The sequence below is a fragment of the Corynebacterium nasorum genome, assembly GCF_022347325.1.
Lineage (GTDB): Bacteria > Actinomycetota > Actinomycetes > Mycobacteriales > Mycobacteriaceae > Corynebacterium > Corynebacterium kefirresidentii.
This window is the reverse complement of the sequence record NZ_JAKRDU010000009.1, coordinates 42,329-60,793: the sequence shown is the minus strand read 5'-3', so window position 1 is coordinate 60,793 and position 18,465 is coordinate 42,329. Positions and strand designations below refer to the sequence as shown.

Sequence of the window (18,465 nt, the reverse complement as noted above, 5' to 3'; positions counted from 1 at the left end):
AGGGTCGCGGACCCAAATAAGTCGCTAGAATTGTCATAAGTAACTCGTAACTAATCCCCGGAGGTAACAATGAGCGAGAACACCGGAACCCCGGAACCACAGGTAGAGACCACATCTGTATTCCGCGCAGACCTGCTCAAGGAGATGGAAAACGGCGCGAATGGCAACGAGACTGCCGTTGCCGGTACCGATAACCTGGCAGAGGGCCAGGCACTCTTGGTGGTCAAGCGCGGCCCGAATGCGGGTGCCCGCTTCTTGTTGGACCAGGCGACTACCACCGCTGGCCGCCATCCCGAGGCGGACATCTTCCTCGATGACGTTACGGTATCCCGCCGTCACGCGGAATTCCGCAAGAATGACGATGACAAGTTTGAGGTAGTTGACGTCGGATCCCTCAACGGAACCTACGTGAACCGCGAGCCACGCAACTCCCAAGTGCTCGAGGTGGGAGATGAAATCCAAATCGGTAAGTTCCGTCTGGTTTTCATCGCTAACCAGAGCTAACTCTTTCGTAGACCGGCCGCGCTTCCTTTCTAGGAAGGGCGGTGTAGTCTACGTATAGCACGATAAGAACTTTTTCAGGACCCCTAAGAGATAGACACAGTGAGCGCAGCAGATTCTTCGGCAGCAGCAGTACGCCGTACCAGCCCCAAAGCTAAAAAGGCTAAGACTATGTCCATTGGCGTGGTTTTGGAGACGCTGAATCAGCAATTCCCAGACGTCACGGTGTCCAAGATTCGCTTCCTTGAATCAGAGGGGCTTATTAGCCCGCAGCGCACGGCCTCGGGCTACCGCCGCTTCACTCAAGAAGATGTGGACCGGCTGCGTTATATTCTTACTACTCAGCGCGATAACTATACGCCGCTAAAGGTTATCCGTGAGCAGCTAGAGGCCATGGATTCCGGTCAGGTCACCGCCATTGTTTCTGCGGGCCATGCCGAAACCCTCCTGTCCCCGCAGCAGTTTAAGGCCCCTGTCGTCACGCGCTTGACTGATGTAGAGGTAGCCACGCAGGCGGGGTCCAGTGAAGATGACGTCGCATCCTTAGTGAAGTACGGACTCATTCACCCAGATGCTGCTGGGTTTTTCAATACCGATGACGTGGCTATTGTCTCAGCCGCCGTGGCCCTCAAGGCTTTTGGTTTCGGTGCCCGTGAGCTTAAGTCCCTGCGCAATAACGCGCGCCGGCAGGCTGACCTGATTTCCCAGGCCGCAGCTCCAGTGGCACACTCAAACTCTGATACTGCACACCAGAAGGCGGAAGAAATCTCCCAGCAGATGACCGCGCTCGTGGTGTCTTTGCATGCGACACTGGTGAAATCAGACCTACGTGACGAATACCAGGCTTAATACACCGTCATTTCCATCTTTGTGGGAGAGTGGTAGTCATGAGTGATGTAACCCTAGAGTTCCACGGAATCCACCAAGTCGGTCCTGAAGATGATGTCTGCGCATTGTTGCGCTGGCCAGAGGAAAACCGCTTGATCCCCGTGTGGATTTCTCCCATTGAGGGCATGCAATTGGCCGCCGCTTTAGATGGGCACCAGCCAAACCGGCCCAACTCGCACGACCTGATCTGCGAGATCCTTGAGGCAACAGGCGGGGTGGAATCCATAGACGTTGCCAACTACCACCAGGGAACGTTCATGGTAGACATTAAGGCTGCGAACGGCGACGTTTATGATGCTCGGGTTAGTGATGCGCTAGCTGTATCCGAATTTTTCAATGTCCCCATTTCTGCCGAGGCGGAGCTCCTCGCGCAGGTATCCGTTTATGCCAGTGATGCGGATCTGAAAGAATATTTCGACTTGGAGATTTCTACCCCTTCTCAAGATGATTCGGAAACTGGCAGCGAAAACGCGGAGTCTTCCACATCGGCATCAGGGAATGCGCAGGCAGATGCGGATTTCGAGGCCATGATGAGATCTTTGGGAATGGAAGAAAAGGATTTCCTTTCGGGGGATGATGAAGAAAAAAGTTAATGACACGCGTGTGACTAATGGTGACAATGTGGTTTGAGAAGTCTAAAGTTGTACTTGAAAGTTGAGCAGACAGCGCTTGACGGGTGCATGCGCTTGGCTTTTAATTGATCTTTAGAACTTCCAACAAACCCCATTGGAGTAATTACGTGAGCATTATCGAGGACTCCCAGTCCGAATCCATCTACGTACAGGAATCACTTTTTGATGTCGGACCTGATGAGGAAGTGGGCTACCGCGTGCCTATTGCCTGCCAGGTTGCCGGCATTACTTATCGCCAGCTGGACTATTGGGCACGCACCAACTTGGTGAATCCGTCCATTCGAACGGCACGTGGTTCTGGTTCCCAGCGCCTGTATTCCTTCAAGGATGTATTGGTACTCAAGATTGTTAAGCGCCTGCTAGATACCGGCATTTCCCTGCAAAATATCCGTTTGGCCGTTGAGTCTTTGCGGGATCGTGGTGTCAATGATTTGGCAGAGCTCACCCTCGTATCAGATGGCACCACCGTGTATGAGTGCCGTTCTAACGATGAGGTAATTGACTTGCTTGCCGGTGGCCAGGGCGTCTTTGGCATTGCAGTTCCTGGTATCTTGAAGGAACTGTCCGGCACCATTTCTTCTTTCCCTTCGGAACGCATCGAAGACTTCGCCGAGGACAACGTCGTCGGGCTCGACGAGCTTGCTGCCCGTCGCAAGCGCAAAACCTCCTAGGCTTCGAACATAAGAATCCACCCTATTTCCCGGCTCACGGGGAAATAGGGTGGATTTTTGATCTCCAAACAACGAGCAGCCTACGTTAAGCGCCCTCGGAACCTTGTATCTCTTCGCGTCGCCGGGCCCTAGCCCAAGGCGCTTCAATCCGGCTTTTAACACGGGCTCGATTATTGAAGTGCCACCTGTGCCTAGCTGTCGGTACCTTTACGGAGATAGAAACAAAGGCACCGAACATAATCGTTTGGTACCGAGGGAAAGGGCAGTTGGATATTAAACGCCTGCGGCCTTAGTTATAGCGCCAGTAAGCTTGGCTTCCTCCGCTGAGTCAACGGTGGTGAAACTATCGGCTGCGGACTTTAGAGCCGCATCCACGTTGCCTTCACCTACGTGCACGACACTGAGGGAAACGTCCTTCGAAGCAGCGTCCTTAAGTGCAGCCGTAAATTGAGCATCATCCATGTCTTGCTCGGTACCTGTAGTCACCACGAGCACCCGCGACTTGTCGCCGCTACCTGCAGCTTGGTCGGCAGCGTTAGCTACAGCCGCTACAACAGCGCTGCGCGTTTGTGGAACACCGCCGGTACCAAAGCCTCCGAGCGTGCCGGATACGGCATTGCCATCACCAAAGCCCAAGTTCTGGCGGTAGCCAACCGTTGCCGTCTCAGAGATGGGTGAAGAATAATTCCACAAGGACACAGCCCCGCCGTCAGCAGCTAGGTCAGACGCGGTGGTGCCCAAGGCCTGGGAGACAGGACCGTAGATGGGAGCCATTGAGGAGGAAGTATCCAAAAGAAGTAGGGTATTTGCAGCCATAGTTAGATCGGGCTTGGGTTGTGCTGCGGAACTAGAAGCTGGGGCGGAGCTCCGTGGAGAGGAAGAACTGGTAGGCGCGGCGGAAGTGGGGACACTGGAGGTCGTTTTCGTGGTCATCTCCGTTGTAGCTTCGCTGCTGCTTTCAACAGCTGCGGGAGCAGCGGTATCGTCCTCATCGGCATTGTCCGTACCTCGCAAGAGGAAGGCCACCAAGGCGATGATGGCCAGAAGCGCGATGACAGCCACTGCAATAACCCATCCCGCTACCGCGAAGGTATTTTTCCCATTTGAATGCCGTGCCATGTGGTGTGTTCCTCCCAAGCAAACTGCCGTTGTTAGTGGCTTATTGTAGCGGGGCGAGTGCCTGATCTATCACAGCGACAAGCCTGGCTCGCAGCGGTTCGGCCTTCTGCGCCAGGGAACGCTGCTGAGAGACATATTCGGCTTTGCCTTCAGGGGTTTCGATGGGCACTACTCCGAGACCCCAGTCACGGCAGTCATAAGGAGAGGCCTCCATGTCTAGGATGCGTGCTTTAATCGCCAAATCCAGGCACTCAAGGAATAGCTTGCCAGGAACCAGAGGGCCCAGCTTCCACGCCCATTTATAAAGATCCATCGTGACGTGTACGCAGCCCGCTTGGTCATTTGCGGGCTGGTCTTCGCGGTGCAGCACGGTGAGGTTAAGCGGACGAGCTGGTGGGGTAAAGAAACGGAAGGCATCGTAGTGGGAACACTTAATTGAGTGTTCATCCACAACTCGGTTTGTGCCTTCTGCACCTAGGCGCAAAGGAAGCGAATGGCGTGGGGTGTCTGTGTGGTAAACCATCGCCCATTCGTGCAGGCCAAAGCAGTCAAAGTGGGCGGGGTTGCTTGCAGAGTGGCGAAGAAGATTCGAGATATAACGAACCGAGCTACCGCGGCGTTGTAGAAAGCCAGCCACATCGACGGTTACGCCGTCTGGGGTGGCGTGGTAGTCGCGCCATTCGGCGTGTGGGGGAGTGCCTTCTAGCGCTATTCCTACACCCGGGTGCCAACGCTTCAAGTGGGAAGGCCGGACGGGGTAGTACTCAAAGAGAAAATCGAAGACAGGGTGATAGCTGCCAGGGTGGCGGAAACGCTCTAAGCGGTCGGTGGCTTGCTTTTCGTGTTGTTGTAGCTGAGCTTGCCAATCATCCGGGCTCAAAGTGTGCACGAGGGCATTCCTCCTTGTCTTAGCGGCCGCGGCGACGGGTGTTTCTACTACCTGTGCGGCGGCGTTGAGATGGGGATATCTTCTTTGCGGGCTTCGCTTGGTTCTGGGGGGTGGCCTGCCCAGGCGGGGGAAGGGCGGGACCATTCGGTTTGCGAGCACCCGTTACCTCCTTGAGCACAGGTGCACCTGCAGGATTATCGCGGCCAGAAATATCGTGCTCAGTAGCTGTGACCCCTGCTTTGTTAATAAGCGCGGATATTTCCTCGCGTTGTTCATCCATGACCAAAGTAACGACGGTCCCCGCCGCGCCGCCACGTGCCGTGCGCCCCGCGCGATGGAGATATGCCTTGCGTTCTGCGGGTGGATCGATATGAACGACGAGGGAAACATCCGCAACATCGATACCGCGCGCGGCAATATCTGTGGCAACCAGCACGGGTACGCTGCCATCGCTAAAGCCCTCGATGGCGCGGGTGCGCGCGCCTTGCCCCTTATCTCCATGTAGCGGATAAGCATTGATGCCAGCACGGCGCAGCTTTTTGACCTGCCTATCCACCCCGTGCTTCGTACGCATGAACATGATGGTTTTGCCCTGGCGAGCAGCAATTCGCAAGGCAACTTCATTCCGCGCCGGACGGTCACCGACGAAAAAGAGATGATGGGACATGGAGTCCACCGCAGCTTGAACCGGAGCTGTGGAGTGGACAATAGGATCGTGGAGGAATTGCTCCACCAGCTTATTGACGTCCCCGTCGAGGGTCGCCGAAAACAGCAATCGCTGACCTGTTGCTGGGGTCAACCGCAGGAGTTTGCGTACCTGGGGTAGAAAGCCCATATCGGCCATTTGGTCGGCCTCATCAAGGGTGGTGATGCAGACCGCATCCAAATGCAGCTTTCCCTGGTTTATGAGATCTTGGGCGCGGCCAGGGGTGGCGACGAGAACATCGACGGGGCGTGCCAGCGAGCGGATATGGTGATTGATATTTACCCCACCCACCACGGCGAGAACTCTCAAGCCAAGCGTTGCCGCAGGTTCATCAAGACGCTGGTAAATCTGGGTGGCCAACTCCCGGGTTGGCGCAAGAATGAGCGCACGGGGATGAGCGGGCTTGGAAGCACCCGTTCCGGCAAGGCGGGCGAGCATGGGTAAACCGAAGGTAAAGGTCTTTCCGGAACCGGTAGGGCCGCGGCCGAGTACATCTTTGCCTGCGAGGACGTCGGGAATCGCGGCGCTTTGGATGGGAAATGGTTCGGTGATGCCTTGGTCACGCAATACGTGCACTAGGCGCTGGGGTAAGCCGAGATCGGCAAAGGTAGTCATTGTTTACCCATACTATCGGCAATAAGGCGGATCGCCGCATTCGTGTGGAAGCGCCTGCTAAATATGGGAAAGGGCCCCGAAGGGCCCCATCAAAGCAATACGAATCTAGTCGGTTTGGGTCAAGCTGCGGTTGCCAGACCACTCGATGTGGAAGGTACCTGGCTTATCGGTGCGCTTGAAGGTGTGTGCGCCGAAGAAATCGCGCTGGCCTTGAATCAGGGCGGCGGGAAGGCGCTCGGCACGCAGGCTGTCGTAATAGGAGAGGGAAGAGGCAAAGACTGGGGCCGGTAGGCCCAGCTGAGTGGCAGCGACAACTACTCGGCGCCACGGATCGATGAGGTCTTCCAGCTCACCCTTGAAGTAAGGATCGAGGATGAGGGCAGGAAGGTCTGCATTATTGTCGTAGGCTGCGCGGATGCGATCCAGGAACTTCGCCCGGATGATGCAGCCGCCACGCCAGATAGTAGCTAGGTCGCGAGGGTCCACATCCCATCCGAATTCCTCGGATCCAGCCTTGATCTCATCGAAGCCTTGGGAGTAAGCAATGAGCTTGGCTGCATAAAGGGCGCGGCGCACGTCTTCAATAAACTCGGCTTTGTCCACGTCCAGCTCCTGGATAGTGCCGGCAGGCAGCTGGCCTTCTTGGGCAGCGCTGCGCTGCGCGGTGGAGGAGGAAAGCGCGCGGGCGAAGACCGATTCGGCGATGCCGGTAATGGGAACACCGAGCTCCAAGCCATTGATGGCAGTCCAGCGGCCGGTGCCCTTTTGACCGGCGGCGTCTACGATGACGTCGACAAGCGGGGCACCAGTCTCCGGATCCTTTTGGGCCAAAACCTCGGCGGTTATTTCAATGAGATAGGAGTCAAGGTCGCCGGAGTTCCATTCGCGGAATACCTCCGCGATCTCGGCCGGCTCCATGCCTGCACCGTAACGCAGTAGCTGATAAGCCTCGCCGATGACCTGCATATCGGCGTATTCGATACCATTGTGGACCATCTTTACAAAGTGGCCGGCGCCATCTGGACCAATGTGGGTAACGCATGGAGTGCCATCAACATTAGCGGCGATGGACTCAAGAATCGGGCCAAGAGTCTCCCAGGATTCCTTCGGGCCACCAGGCATGATGGCCGGGCCATTGAGCGCACCCTCCTCGCCGCCAGAGATGCCAGCACCCACAAAGTGCTTGCCGCGGGCGGCTACGTCCTTCTCGCGGCGAATGGTGTCCGTGAACAGCGCGTTACCGCCATCAATAATGACATCGCCCTCATCCATGGCCTCAGCCAGCTGATCGATGACCGCATCGGTGGCCTTGCCAGCCTTAACCATGATGATTGCCTTGCGTGGGCGCTCCAAAGAAGCCACGAAGTCCTCGATGGTCTCCGAAGGCACGAAATTGCCTTCCTCACCGTGAGCCTCAATGAGCGCATGGGTCTTTTCAGGGCTGCGGTTGTAGACCGCTACGGTATTGCCGTTGCGGGCAAAGTTACGGGCCAAATTAGATCCCATGACCGCCAATCCCACGACGCCAATTTGAGCAAGTTCATTCTTATCAGTCATGCTGCCTATCCTACGTCACTGGGATGCGGTGCTGTCATCAATGGCTAGGCTGGTGGACTATGTCGGATACGCAGAAACTCAATGACTTGCTTCACCTCGCTCATACGCGGGTACTCACTGCAGAAGAATTGGCGTCACTTAATGCCCTCAATGGCGGCCTTGCGGAATTGATAGGGCTGCAATTTACCCATATAGGCCCGCGCGAGGCGCGTGCGAAACTGCAGGTTAAGCCCGAGCATCATCAGCCCTGGGGAGTGGCCAATGGCGGGCTGTACTGCTCCATTGCAGAAACCGTGGCCTCCATCGCGAGCGTGGTGGCTGCCGACGCCCCCGCAGTAGGAGTGAATAATTCCAGTGACTTTATCCGCTCTACGGGACAGGGGGGACTGGAGGCTGTGGCCACACCAGTGCAGCTTGGTAGGCGCACCCACCTGTGGAGCGTTGAGATGCGCCAAGGCGGGGAGCTCATTGCCCGCACCACTTTGCGCACCATGATTTTGCGTTAGCTCACCCGCTCGGCAGTAAAGGACATCCCGTGGGAGGATAGCCGTTCCAAATACGGCTCAGCTAGTCCGGTGGCCGGGGTAAGCACGCCTCCTGTGCGGTCAGAGTCGGCGCGCGATTCGAGAAGGCAGAGTGCAGCCTGGCTCAGCATCATGGCGGTAACCTCGTAGCCAGGGTCGCCTTGTGCTGAGACGGTTGCATGCCAGCGCTCGCCGTCCTCAGTCACGCCGTGGTGGCTGACTTGGAAATGCGCGCCTTCAAGCCCAGGCGTGGGCAGGACCTTTTCCACCACGGGGCGCAAGCGTGATTGGGTGCCATCAAAAAGCAGCTTGGTGGCGAGTGCCAGTCCATAGGCCCGTGCACGACCGGCTAGCCCAGTCCCTGCAAACCACGCTTCCTTATAAAACAAGCGCTTGCCCCACGCCCGCCCAAGCAGAGCGTTGGAGCGGCGCACCACGCGGGTATTAAACATGGACATGAAAAATGGACCCACCCAGCCCACGCCGTCGACTTCTTTGATTTCGAAGTCATTTTGGAGGCCGTCTAAGCGTGGCCCGGCCTTGGGATCCGGGTCTAGTGAGTAAGGATTGTGCAGGTTGCGGGCCACATCTTTATCCGCGTGCGCGGCATGCGAGACCTGCAGGGAAGACTCGATGGTGCCCGGTGAGATTCCGCCTTTGAGCTTGTCGACGACCATCTGCACCCGTGCAAACGGCTTTCCTGCCGCCTGGTAGAGATTGAGCATGCCAATATCCGAGGGGACGGAATCGAAGCCGCAGGAATGAACGATGCGCGCACCTGTAGATTCGGCCACGGCATGGTGGGAATCGATGCTGCGGCGAATAAAGGGAACCTCACCGCACAGGTCAACATAGTCTACGCCATGGCGCGCGCAGGCGGCAACGACGTTATCCCCATAAAGGCTGTAGGGTCCGATCACGGTGATTAGTACCTTGGTATGTTCCACCATGTGCTCCACAGCGTCGGCATCATCGGCGGCGGCGATGGCGATGTCCCAGTGCTGATTGAGTTCATCGCGCAGCGCGGCTAGCACCGGTCGGTTCCGGCCGGCCAGAGTCACAGAGGGCGCGTTAATCGAGGCAAGGTAGCGCGCCACCAATTGCCCGACAAGCCCGGTGGCACCATAGACAGTGATATCGCTCATAGTATACGAGCGTACCGCAGTCTTTAGAGCCAGTGGTTCTTTCGGAACCAAGCCCACAGGCCCACAACGACCACAATCATAATGATAATCGCCATGGGGTAGCCCAAAGCCCAATGCAGTTCCGGCATGATGTCGAAGTTCATACCGTAGATACCGGCCACCAGGGTGGGCGCAGCCCACATGCCAACGACCGCAGAAATGGTGCGCATATCTGAGTTTTGCTGCATGGTTACCTTGGCCACCGAGGCATCGATAAGCGAGGTAAGGCGCTCATCGAAGCTGGAGACCTGGTCTTTGACTACGAGCTCGTGGTCGTTGACGTCGCGCAGATACGAGCGCAATTGCTTAGAAATCAGATCCTTGTGGTCAGAGACCATGGATTTCAGTGCCACCGAAAGTGGGTCGATGGCATGCTTCATCTCCAGCACCTCACGCTTGAACATGTAAATGCGGTCCACATCAAACTTGAGGTTCGGGGTAAAGATTTCTTCTTCCAGCTCATCGACCTCAATGCTGATAAGGCGGGAGATTTCCGAGTAGCGGTCCACCATCATATCCAGGATCTTCCAGGCCATGGCCACCGGGCCAAGCTCTACCAAGTCCTGCTCATCTTCCACGGTATAAGCCAAGTTGGGCAGCTTTGCGCCGTGGCGCACGGTGATGATGAAGTTGGAGCCCATGATCATCTGGATCTCACCGGTGGAAATGATCTGGCGCTTATCCGTTACTTCATCGTGGTCGCGATAGTTCACGGAGCGGGCGACGACGAAGAGCTGGTCATCGTAGCGTTCGAGTTTGGGACGCTGGTGAGCCATAACTGCGTCTTCCACGATGAGTTCGTGAATGCCAAACTGTGAGGCTACCTTGGTCATCTGGGACTCATAGGGCTCGTGCAGGCCCACCCAAATAAATCCGCGTCCGTATTCTTCTATGGCTTCCAGCGCGGAGCTGGTGGAATACTCCCCGGGTAGCGCCTCGCCATCCACAAAGACGCGGCAATGTTCGATGGCGCGCTCCGGTGGTACCGGCAGGGAGGTGGGCTTACTTGGAGGCTCGGGTTTCTTGCGGCCCCTAAAGGGTGAAGGTACGGATGGCATCGTTTCAGCCTCCTTTGCGCGGTAGTGCGGACAAGTTCGCAAAAATTCGACGGCGATTTTATGCAGCGGGTAAATCTTACACCGAAGGCGGGTAATATAATCGAATCTATGCCTACGTGGAAAGAAGTAACCGAAGCTAATCCCGAGCACTCCCATAATTTTGCCCGCAAATGGAAGCTGCTTGCCGCACAAGGCAAGGACATCAATGGCGAGGCCCGGCTTATTGATGCCATGGTCGAGCGCAACTCCACCATCCTCGACGCCGGCTGTGGCACTGGCCGAGTCGGTGGCGAATTGCTTCGCCGCGGCCACAGCGTCGTGGGAGTCGACGTAGATCCCATTCTTATTGAGCACGCAGAGCACGACTTTCCGGACGGCCACTGGTTCGTTGGAGACCTGTGCGAGGAAGAGGTGCCGGAAGGCCCCTTTGATATCGCCGTGTCTGCCGGCAATGTGATGGGCTTTCTAGCAAAAGAAGGCCGCGAGCCCGCTTTGCGCAATATCTTTAATTCTCTCAAACCAGGTGGTCGCCTGGTCACCGGCTTCGGCGAGGGCCGGGGCTGGGAGTTCTCCGACTTTCTTGATATGGCGCAGAAGGTGGGCTACCGAGTCGACTTCACCTTCTCCTCGTGGGACATGAAGCTATTCTCGGAGCATTCCACCTTCCTCGTCGCCGTCCTTTCGCGTCCGGGGTCGGACCTTCTGGCCTAAAAGCGCCTATCGGCTTGGTCGAAGAAATCTACCTCATGGTGGCTCGCTGTGATGTAGGCGCGCTCGGCCCGTGTACGAGTGCGCTCATCCGCCCCGCTGAGAGCCTGCTCGACAATGTCGAGGCTGGCGCGGACTCCGTTGAGGAAGTCTTCACCGCCGTACATGGAAAGCCAGGAGTGATAGGGATGTTCTGGGGAATCGAAATCTGCGAGGTGTAGGCCTACCTCTGCATAAAGCCAGTAGCAGGGCAATACTGCCGCAGCGCCTACCACGTAGTCATCCGTATGAGTTGAACGGATAAGGAAGTCCGTATAGGCGCTAGTAACCCTAGAAGCTGCGGTAGTGATGCCCTCTTGGAGCCAGCCGCGGTGCAGCTCGGCCTCAACCGCCAAGCAATCATGCGCTCCTTCGGCCCAGTGCAGTTGCTGTGCCGCTGCAGGGGCTAGGCTGGCTAGGCGAGCCAAGGCCTTGGAGTAGGCGTTGAGGTACTGGGCATCTTGGTCGAGATAGAACCCAAAGGCTTCTCTATCCAAAGCGCCCGTTCCCAATGCCCGAATAAAGGGCAGAGCCTTGATAGCCTCCCAGTGATTTCCCGCCAGGTCCCACAGACGTTGCGTGTGTGGTCCGGCCGCAGGAACGCGGGGCTGCTCGACTTTTTCTGGTTCCTTCAAGCTGCCGGAAAGGTAGGGCTGTGGCAGGGTAGAGGCCGCCCGCATGAGGCGCTGCGAGCGGTGCAGGTGGTCCACGGGACCGTGCCCTTTGCCCACCTGGAGCGCATCCGCGTGCACAATGGCTTCGTGCAGCCAGTGGGTGGACCACGTAAGCGCTGCGGTGTGGCTATCGCCGGCTCCAAGCCGGGTAGCCAGAGCAGAGGAGAGGGAGCAACCTGTGCCGTGCGTATTCTTCGTGTCCACCCGGCTCGAGGAGACGCGGTGAACGGACCCATCCGGATTCACTACCGCATTGTCTGCGATATCGGAATCGAGGTGACCGCCCTTGACCACAACTGCAGTAGAGGCTTCCTTCGCCCATTGTTTAGCGGTGGCGATGGCCTGCTCGAGGTCGCCTGCCTCCTCGGTGTTGGTGAGAACAGCCAATTCTTTCAAGTTTGGGGTGATGATATCCACCCGGGAACACAGATCTCGCACGGCCTGTTCGGCTTCCTGCTCCAGCAGCCTATCCCCGCTGGTAGCCACCATGACCGGATCCAAGACCACGGGAACATCCTCCGGCAGGCGGCGTAGGAAATCTGCGACCTTGGCGGTAATGGCGGCGTCAGCAAGCATGCCAATCTTTACCGCGTCTATCTCCACATCGTCAATGACTGCTTCTAGCTGCTCTTGCAGAAATTCCACTGGCGGGACATGTACGCTGCGGACGCCCTGGGTGTTTTGGGCTACCAAGGCTGTTACCACATTCATGCCATATCCGCCCGCAGCGGCAATGGACTTTAGGTCAGCCTGGATGCCCGCTCCGCCCGTGGGGTCTGTACCCGCGATGGACAGTACTCGGGGATAGATACCTTTAGGCATGAAAAGCCTCCTTTAGTCGGCCGGCGGCTGCTGCAGGGTCTGCGGCCGCCATGATGTCGCTGACTACGCAAATGCCGTCAAAGTCGCTTCCCGCCAGTTCGTGCGCGTTATGGTCTTTAATGCCGCCGATGGCGACGGAATCAATGCCGCGTTCCCGTGCGGCGCGGGCGAGGGCCGCTGCTGCATCTGGCCCCATCCCCGCCGGGGCGTTCTTCTTCGTGTTCGTCGAATACACAGGGCCAATACCGATGACATCCGGGCGGGCGTCATCCGAAATGGCAGCAAGTTCGGCGTGGTTGCCAATGGACAAGCCGATAAGTTGCTCATCGGACAGCATCCCTCGGGCTTCACGAAAGGCCATGTCATTTTGACCAATGTGTAGATGGCAGCCGAGTTTTGCTGCTACCTCCACGCGGTCATTGATAAAAAGCGGAACATTGCCGAGCACGGCCAGCAGCTCGCGGGCGGTGTGTTCAATCTGCTCATCACTAGCTTCCTTATCCCGCAGCTGGACGACGCTAACCCCACCGCGTACAGCTTCCTTCACGATGCGAACCACGTTTTCTCGCCCGCCTGCCAGATCTGGATCTGTGACAAGGTAAAGCGACCAGTCGATTGCCATTTAAACCCCTTCGACGTCTGTGAGCTTGATTAGTCCCTCGATGTCCGCCGTCGGGACATCGTAGAGCGCGTCCAGCCAAGCAACGGCAAAGGAGCCTGGCGCGTGGTGCTTTTCAGCTGCCACGCTGCCTGCGGCTCCCACGTGTGCGTGGGCCGCGATGATTGCTTCGAAAGGATCCTCCCACGCCGCCAAATATGCTGCGCAGATAGCACCGAGTGAACAACCAGTACCAATGACGTTTTGGAGCATCGGATGACCGGAGTGCAGGAAGGCAGCGCGCGTGGTTTCACCGGCGTGGACGATAAGATCGCGTGGGCCGGAAATGGCTACTACAGCGCCAGTGTCCCGGGAAAGCGCTAGTGCGGAATCTAACGCGGCTTCCACTTCATCAGTAGATTCGACACCGCGGCCGCCCTGTCCGGTACCTGCGAGCGCAATGATTTCTGAAGCATTGCCGCGGATTGCCCCTGGGCCAAGGGGCAGCACTTCGTGCATGAACTTGGTGCGTTGGGGGAGACCGCCGGCGCCTACCGGATCGAGTACCCAGGGGGTCTGTCCGGCATTCGCACCCGCGATGGCCTCGCGCATGCCGCCGTATTGTTCGGAGCTAGGCGTGCCACAGTTGATGAGAACACCGCCGGCTACCTGTGCAAACTCGCGGGATTCCTCCGGAGTATCAACCATCGCCGGGCTGGCGCCAACGGCCAAGAGGGCGTTGGCGGTGACGTTGGAAACGACCTTATTGGTCAAACATTGAATAAGTGGTGTGGACTCGCGCACGGCATCGTGTGCGCGGAGAAAACTATATCCCACAACTATCCCTTCGCTAGTTCTAACTGAGTGCAGGTTCGATGGGTATTTCTCAGCCGCACCGTGTGCGGCACCCCATGTTGCGATTCTCAGCCTAACAAAGGTCACGGAAACTATGTGCGAAAATCGGCGCTCCAGTGCCCAGTTGGTGTGGTGCTATCGCTATCAATGAGTAACGACAGGAAAATAGAACATCGCCGCCCTTGCCCTGCATTGAGGCAGGAGGGCGGTGATGCGGTCGAGGAGTAATTACTTCTCGTTCTTGTTAATGATGTTGCGCGCGATGCGCTGCTGAGTGGTGATTTCTAGGTTGCCGCGGTCGCGGGAAAGAATATTGGTAGCCCAGTTCACCAGCACGGCCAAGCGGCTGCGCAGACCAATGACGTAGGTCAGGTGCAGGCCGAGCCATGCTACCCAACCAGCAAAGCCACCGAATTCGGTCTTGCCCAGCTTAACGACGGCGTTGAAGCGCTTGACGATTGCCATGGAGCCCTTGTCAAAGTAGTCGAAGGCTTCCTTCTCATTAGCGGTAGATTCCTCGTCCACCTTGGCCTGAATGAGCTTAGCGACGTGCGCGCCACCTTGGATTGCAACCTGTGCCAGACCTGGCAGGCGGTTGAGGGAGATCATGTCACCGACCATGTAGACGTTATTGTGCTCGCCCACAGTCAGATCTTCGTTGACGGAGACGCGACCTGCGCGGTCTGCCTCGACGCCAGCCTGCTCTGCAACTATCTTGCCCAGCGGGGAAGCGGCCACACCAGCGGACCAGATCTTGGTAGCACCCGTCAGGGTGGTCTCCTCCTCGGTCTTCATGTCCTTATAAGTGACGGTATCCGCGGTCACATCGGTCACCATGGCGTTGAGGTGAACCTGTACGCCTTCCTTTTCCAAGGTGCGCTGTGCCTTGCGGCCCAAGCGCTTGCCAAACGGCGGCAGTACCTGTGGGGCGCCGTCAAGCAAGTAGATCTTGGCGGAGGTGGTCCCGTAGTTGGAGTAGACATCGTTGAGGGTGCGGTTTGCTAGTTCGGCAATCTGGCCGGTCAGCTCGACGCCGGTTGGGCCAGCACCAACGATGATGAAGGTAAGCAGGCGCTCGCGCTCCGCTGGGTCATCGGTAAGCTCAGCCTTCTCAAACGCGGAGATGATGCGAGAGCGCAGCTCGAGGGCATCGTCCAAGGTCTTCATGCCTGGGGCGAACTCGGCAAAATGGTCGTTGCCAAAATAGGACTGACCGGAGCCCGCTGCAACCACCAGGGAATCATATGCGTAAGTGCGGGAGAACTCATCCTGCTCAGCAGTGACGGTCTGGTCAGCCAGGTTGATATCGGTAACCTCGGCGTTGACGAAGTGAACATTATCCTGATCGCGCAGCAGCTGGCGGGTGGACGGGGCCACCTCACCGGCGGAAATCATGCCTGTTGCTACCTGGTACAGCATCGGCTGGAACAGGTGGTGGTTCTTCTTATCGATGAGAGTGATTTCTACATCGGCGTTCTTTAGCTTCTGGACGGTGTTGAGACCACCGAAGCCAGCGCCAACCACGACAACGTGGTGACGGCCACCATTGGGACGATAAGCGGTATCAGTCATGGATTTATTGCGACCTTCCTCAAGAAAGCTAATGTTTTGTACCCATTCAGTGTAAACACTTCTAACAGAACGTGCATACTCATTGACTGATAAACTTCCGTGCATCGTTATTATTTTCGCGGCAGGAACCATTGCGCCTGTGCGGAGCGCCTAAGCCGAGGTGCGTGCCAAGCTGACTAAGGTAATTGCCGATAGTGACTTCCTCCGCCCACCAAGGAGCGCACCTGGCATTATGAGTTTTATCCGCCCCGAGCATTTGAGCTCCATCGATGCAGATTCCTGGCCCAATGTGGCTACAGTCCCTTCATCTCGTTGGCCTGGTTTAAAGGCTCGCCGTGCAGAGGCTGAATTTGCCAAGGCTTGCGATGACGCCGGATTGGAACTCGACTTGGAAGTAGAGGGCGGACCAGATCTCAAGGTCGGACACGATGCCTTGTTTGAACGAATCGCCGCCAGTGGATGGCTGGGGTTCGCAGAAAGCTTTATGGCAGGAGAGTGGTCCGTCAGCTCGTCCTCCCAGCTGGTAAAAGTGCTTGGGCGGTTGCTGGGGGTGGGATATCTTCCCAAGGCCAAGATGCTAGGCGCCGGCAATTCGGAGCCAGGGGAGTTGCCGATGGAGTTGGTCCGGCTCTATTCCGGTGATGGTTTAAGCCATGTGGGTGGCATCTTTTCTAGCGGTGTGCCGACGACCATTAGGGAGACAGTAGAAAGCTATAGCCCCAAGGCCGGCCGCAAGGAACCGAAAAGCCACTTCGTGGATGTCACGACGCTAAGCGAGCCCACGAGTGTGGACAGAGATGATTTGGGCGATGCCCAGCGTCGCGCCGCTGATTGGCTTCTCGACGTCACTCGCACCGGCGCCGGAACCCACCTATTGGTGTACCCAGCCGCTGGAATGCAGCCTGCCATGCGCGCAACCAAGCGGCGCGCAACGGTAGACGTATTGACCAGCGACGTAGATCAGATAAGTCATATGCGTGAGGCGCTCGTGCTCGAGGGGGCAGATGATTCCATCCATGTGGAACGCATTCCCGGGGTTGTCCCAAATCCCAAGCAATGGCGCGGACACTATGACGCAATCGTCACCGTGGAAAAGATAGAACAGCTTAGCCCACAGGAGCGCAAAGAGTATATTCGCGCAGTCGACCGGTTCTTAACCCCTAATGGCCGGGCAGGAATTCAGTCCCTTGTGGCGACCGAAGCAATGACCGACGCCGGAAAGGCGTCGATTCAGGCCTTGCGTGCATATGTGTGGCCTGCACTGGACTATCCGCTTACCGCGGAGCTGCACCAGCTCGTCGATAAGAACTCGAACCTGCGCATCGTATCGGAAACACACGTGGGGACACACTACCTAGAATCTTTGCGTCAGCAACGATCCTTTTTTGATGGGCACCTGCGGGAGGCCGCGGCGGCTGGGTTCGACCCAGTATTCCGCCGCCTGTGGACCTTCCAATTTGCCCTCCGCGAGGCCTTAATGACGCTCGGAATGATTGACGCGGTGCAATTCGGATTGGCCCACCGCAACCGTGGGGGACGACGCTAGGCGGGCGGTAGCTCGTCGAAGTTTTTCATCAGGTCCGCGCTGGGCACAAAGAAGTTGGTGCCAGTAAGAGCGGTGGAGAAGTCTAGAATGCGGTCGTAGTTCCCCTCCGGCTTGCCGATGAACATATTGCGCAGACGTTCCATGACGTTTTCTGGATCCTTTGCATAGCCGATGAAGTAAGTACCCATCTCACCAGCAGCAAAAGAACCAAAGACCATATTCTCGCGGTAGATATCTTCCTCAAGGTCGTTGAGAGCAACGTGAGAATTGGAAGGCTTAATACCATCATCGAGCTCGATATCGTCAGCCTTGGTGCGACCAATGACCTTTTCTTGCTCTTCGGTGCTCAGCTCGTTCCACTTGTCGAGGTCGTGGATATATTTTTGTACGGTGACATAGGAGCCACGAGGGTAATCGGCGGCGTCGTCAAGCAATACGGTATCCAAAGCTTCCTCGGCGAGGGGATTGGCGGTGCCGTCTACAAAGCCGAGCAGGTCGCGCTGGTCAAGGTATTTAAACCCCTGGGTCTCATCGATGACCGTTGCAGCCTCACCCAGCTGATTGAGTACCTGGCGAGCCATTTCGTGGCACAGGTCATAATTATTGGCACGGAAGTGCAAGAGAATATCGCCCGGTGTTGCCGGTGCCTTATGTGCGGCGTCAATAGCAGCAAATTCCTTGAGGTGTTCGGGCATAGGTGCGCTGGTCAAACGAGGCCACATGGAGGCGCCAATGCCGACTACGGTATAAAGCTCGCCGTCGTTATAACGGAAGTTTACGGACTTAAACAGTCCAGCGAACCCCGAAAGCATATCGCGGGTGGCTTGCTCGCCGCCATCCTTGATCTCAAGGACCAAGAAGAGCGCTGCGCGGGAAGGCTTATCTACTACATGCTGAATCGTCATAATGCCGATTTTACGCACCCTTAAGGGGCACAGAATGCTAGCGGGGGACAAATCGCGGGCAATGGAGATGCGGCGAAGAATTCATTGCGCGCGATTGCGCACTAGGGGAAATGGCACCCAGATAAAATGACATAATGTACATTATCGGACATTTATCCATTGTTGGGCAGTTCCTCATTTATACCTTGGCATACCTCGAGCCTTCTGGTCGGTCTTATCAGAATCCCCGCCTGCTCCTTTTATTGCGGCGATTATCTTCGCTCCGCCTTCTGCTGTGAAGCTCTGCTTTGCGATGTCGCGCAGTTGCCGCGACACACTCCAGTGGCCACTGGTCCGCCAAGCTGGCTGGCTAATCCTATTGAGGGCCGCCGGTATGCAGTCTGCCTCTGCGACGCCAGGCGC

Annotated in this window: 18 protein-coding genes; 7 read left to right on the top strand and 11 right to left on the bottom strand. The window is 57.0% G+C overall.

Translation table 11 applies throughout. The annotated features are described in order from the left end of the window. The first annotated feature begins 69 nt into the window (after positions 1 to 69). The 4 genes from odhI to MHK05_RS08330 all read left to right on the top strand — a co-directional run bounded on the left by odhI (position 70) and on the right by MHK05_RS08330 (position 2,692). Positions 70 to 504, top strand: coding sequence for an oxoglutarate dehydrogenase inhibitor Odhl (gene odhI / locus MHK05_RS08345; RefSeq protein ID WP_023021587.1), 435 nt, complete (start codon positions 70 to 72; stop codon positions 502 to 504). 99 nt (positions 505 to 603) lie between these two features. Continuing rightward, entirely contained in the window at positions 604 to 1,350 is a 747-nt protein-coding gene (ftsR, locus tag MHK05_RS08340) for a transcriptional regulator FtsR (protein WP_239206069.1), read from the top strand. A gap of 38 nt (positions 1,351 to 1,388) precedes the next feature. Beyond that, positions 1,389 to 1,982, top strand: a complete 594-nt coding sequence (locus tag MHK05_RS08335; protein ID WP_239206067.1) for a bifunctional nuclease family protein — start codon at positions 1,389 to 1,391, stop codon at positions 1,980 to 1,982. A 146-nt stretch (positions 1,983 to 2,128) separates the two neighbouring features. Beyond that, the gene (locus MHK05_RS08330) at positions 2,129 to 2,692 is read left to right on the top strand and encodes a MerR family transcriptional regulator (protein WP_411338901.1); all 564 of its coding nucleotides are present in this window, start codon (positions 2,129 to 2,131) and stop codon (positions 2,690 to 2,692) included. A 273-nt stretch (positions 2,693 to 2,965) separates the two neighbouring features. On the opposite strand, the gene MHK05_RS08325 is transcribed toward MHK05_RS08330, so the two are convergent. The 4 genes from MHK05_RS08325 to gnd all read right to left on the bottom strand — a co-directional run bounded on the left by MHK05_RS08325 (position 2,966) and on the right by gnd (position 7,578). Next, positions 2,966 to 3,811 (bottom strand): hypothetical protein, encoded by an 846-nt coding sequence (locus tag MHK05_RS08325; RefSeq protein WP_239206065.1) that lies wholly within the window; start codon positions 3,809 to 3,811, stop codon positions 2,966 to 2,968. A gap of 40 nt (positions 3,812 to 3,851) precedes the next feature. Beyond that, positions 3,852 to 4,700 carry a 3-methyladenine DNA glycosylase gene (locus tag MHK05_RS08320; RefSeq protein ID WP_239206063.1) on the bottom strand — a complete coding sequence of 283 codons (849 nt, stop codon included), beginning with the start codon at positions 4,698 to 4,700 and terminating at the stop codon, positions 3,852 to 3,854. Positions 4,701 to 4,719: 19 nt separating this feature from the next. Beyond that, on the bottom strand, positions 4,720 to 6,021 hold the full coding sequence (locus tag MHK05_RS08315; RefSeq protein WP_239206061.1) for a DEAD/DEAH box helicase: 1,302 nt from the start codon (positions 6,019 to 6,021) through the stop codon (positions 4,720 to 4,722). Positions 6,022 to 6,126: 105 nt separating this feature from the next. After that, positions 6,127 to 7,578, bottom strand: coding sequence for an NADP-dependent phosphogluconate dehydrogenase (gene gnd / locus MHK05_RS08310; protein ID WP_239206059.1), 1,452 nt, complete (start codon positions 7,576 to 7,578; stop codon positions 6,127 to 6,129). Positions 7,579 to 7,637: 59 nt separating this feature from the next. Between gnd and MHK05_RS08305 the strand changes: the two genes are divergently transcribed. Continuing rightward, positions 7,638 to 8,084, top strand: coding sequence for a PaaI family thioesterase (locus tag MHK05_RS08305; RefSeq protein WP_239206057.1), 447 nt, complete (start codon positions 7,638 to 7,640; stop codon positions 8,082 to 8,084). On the opposite strand, the gene MHK05_RS08300 is transcribed toward MHK05_RS08305, so the two are convergent. Then, complete coding sequence (locus tag MHK05_RS08300) at positions 8,081 to 9,247, bottom strand: saccharopine dehydrogenase family protein (RefSeq protein ID WP_034655349.1); 1,167 nt, start codon at positions 9,245 to 9,247, stop codon at positions 8,081 to 8,083. The genes MHK05_RS08305 and MHK05_RS08300 overlap by 4 nt on opposite strands. Before the next feature lie 23 nt (positions 9,248 to 9,270). Then, positions 9,271 to 10,344 (bottom strand): magnesium and cobalt transport protein CorA, encoded by a 1,074-nt coding sequence (locus tag MHK05_RS08295; protein ID WP_239206055.1) that lies wholly within the window; start codon positions 10,342 to 10,344, stop codon positions 9,271 to 9,273. A 108-nt stretch (positions 10,345 to 10,452) separates the two neighbouring features. Between MHK05_RS08295 and MHK05_RS08290 the strand changes: the two genes are divergently transcribed. Then, positions 10,453 to 11,055 (top strand): class I SAM-dependent methyltransferase, encoded by a 603-nt coding sequence (locus MHK05_RS08290; protein ID WP_034655351.1) that lies wholly within the window; start codon positions 10,453 to 10,455, stop codon positions 11,053 to 11,055. Here MHK05_RS08290 and MHK05_RS08285 read toward each other — a convergent pair. The 4 genes from MHK05_RS08285 to MHK05_RS08270 form a co-directional block, all read right to left on the bottom strand. Beyond that, positions 11,052 to 12,587, bottom strand: coding sequence for a bifunctional hydroxymethylpyrimidine kinase/phosphomethylpyrimidine kinase (locus MHK05_RS08285; RefSeq protein ID WP_239206053.1), 1,536 nt, complete (start codon positions 12,585 to 12,587; stop codon positions 11,052 to 11,054). The genes MHK05_RS08290 and MHK05_RS08285 overlap by 4 nt on opposite strands. Then, positions 12,580 to 13,209, bottom strand: coding sequence for a thiamine phosphate synthase (gene thiE, locus MHK05_RS08280; RefSeq protein ID WP_239206051.1), 630 nt, complete (start codon positions 13,207 to 13,209; stop codon positions 12,580 to 12,582). The genes MHK05_RS08285 and thiE overlap by 8 nt, the downstream gene beginning before the upstream one ends. After that, positions 13,210 to 14,022: a hydroxyethylthiazole kinase gene (gene thiM / locus MHK05_RS08275; RefSeq protein WP_239206049.1), complete on the bottom strand. Its 813-nt coding sequence runs from the start codon at positions 14,020 to 14,022 to the stop codon at positions 13,210 to 13,212. It abuts the gene before it with no gap. Positions 14,023 to 14,268: 246 nt separating this feature from the next. Beyond that, a complete protein-coding gene (locus tag MHK05_RS08270) occupies positions 14,269 to 15,612 on the bottom strand; it encodes an NAD(P)/FAD-dependent oxidoreductase (RefSeq protein ID WP_239206047.1) in 1,344 nt (447 codons plus the stop codon). 232 nt (positions 15,613 to 15,844) lie between these two features. On the opposite strand from MHK05_RS08270, the gene MHK05_RS08265 reads away from it, so the two are divergent. Continuing rightward, entirely contained in the window at positions 15,845 to 17,158 is a 1,314-nt protein-coding gene (locus MHK05_RS08265; RefSeq protein ID WP_239206045.1) for an SAM-dependent methyltransferase, read from the top strand. On the opposite strand, the gene MHK05_RS08260 is transcribed toward MHK05_RS08265, so the two are convergent. Further along, on the bottom strand, positions 17,155 to 18,063 hold the full coding sequence (locus MHK05_RS08260; protein WP_239206043.1) for a Dyp-type peroxidase: 909 nt from the start codon (positions 18,061 to 18,063) through the stop codon (positions 17,155 to 17,157). The genes MHK05_RS08265 and MHK05_RS08260 overlap by 4 nt on opposite strands. Positions 18,064 to 18,465: the final 402 nt, after the last annotated feature.

Coding starts and splice junctions, on each gene's coding strand:
- odhI (WP_023021587.1), top strand. CDS start 70: ATGAGCGAGAACACCGGAACCCCGGAACCACAGGTAGAGACCACATCT.
- MHK05_RS08265 (WP_239206045.1), top strand. CDS start 15,845: ATGAGTTTTATCCGCCCCGAGCATTTGAGCTCCATCGATGCAGATTCC.
- MHK05_RS08290 (WP_034655351.1), top strand. CDS start 10,453: ATGCCTACGTGGAAAGAAGTAACCGAAGCTAATCCCGAGCACTCCCAT.
- MHK05_RS08315 (WP_239206061.1), bottom strand. CDS start 6,021: ATGACTACCTTTGCCGATCTCGGCTTACCCCAGCGCCTAGTGCACGTA.
- MHK05_RS08300 (WP_034655349.1), bottom strand. CDS start 9,247: ATGAGCGATATCACTGTCTATGGTGCCACCGGGCTTGTCGGGCAATTG.
- gnd (WP_239206059.1), bottom strand. CDS start 7,578: ATGACTGATAAGAATGAACTTGCTCAAATTGGCGTCGTGGGATTGGCG.
- MHK05_RS08325 (WP_239206065.1), bottom strand. CDS start 3,811: ATGGCACGGCATTCAAATGGGAAAAATACCTTCGCGGTAGCGGGATGG.
- MHK05_RS08305 (WP_239206057.1), top strand. CDS start 7,638: ATGTCGGATACGCAGAAACTCAATGACTTGCTTCACCTCGCTCATACG.
- MHK05_RS08285 (WP_239206053.1), bottom strand. CDS start 12,587: ATGCCTAAAGGTATCTATCCCCGAGTACTGTCCATCGCGGGTACAGAC.
- MHK05_RS08295 (WP_239206055.1), bottom strand. CDS start 10,344: ATGCCATCCGTACCTTCACCCTTTAGGGGCCGCAAGAAACCCGAGCCT.
- MHK05_RS08270 (WP_239206047.1), bottom strand. CDS start 15,612: ATGACTGATACCGCTTATCGTCCCAATGGTGGCCGTCACCACGTTGTC.
- MHK05_RS08260 (WP_239206043.1), bottom strand. CDS start 18,063: ATGACGATTCAGCATGTAGTAGATAAGCCTTCCCGCGCAGCGCTCTTC.
- MHK05_RS08335 (WP_239206067.1), top strand. CDS start 1,389: ATGAGTGATGTAACCCTAGAGTTCCACGGAATCCACCAAGTCGGTCCT.
- thiE (WP_239206051.1), bottom strand. CDS start 13,209: ATGGCAATCGACTGGTCGCTTTACCTTGTCACAGATCCAGATCTGGCA.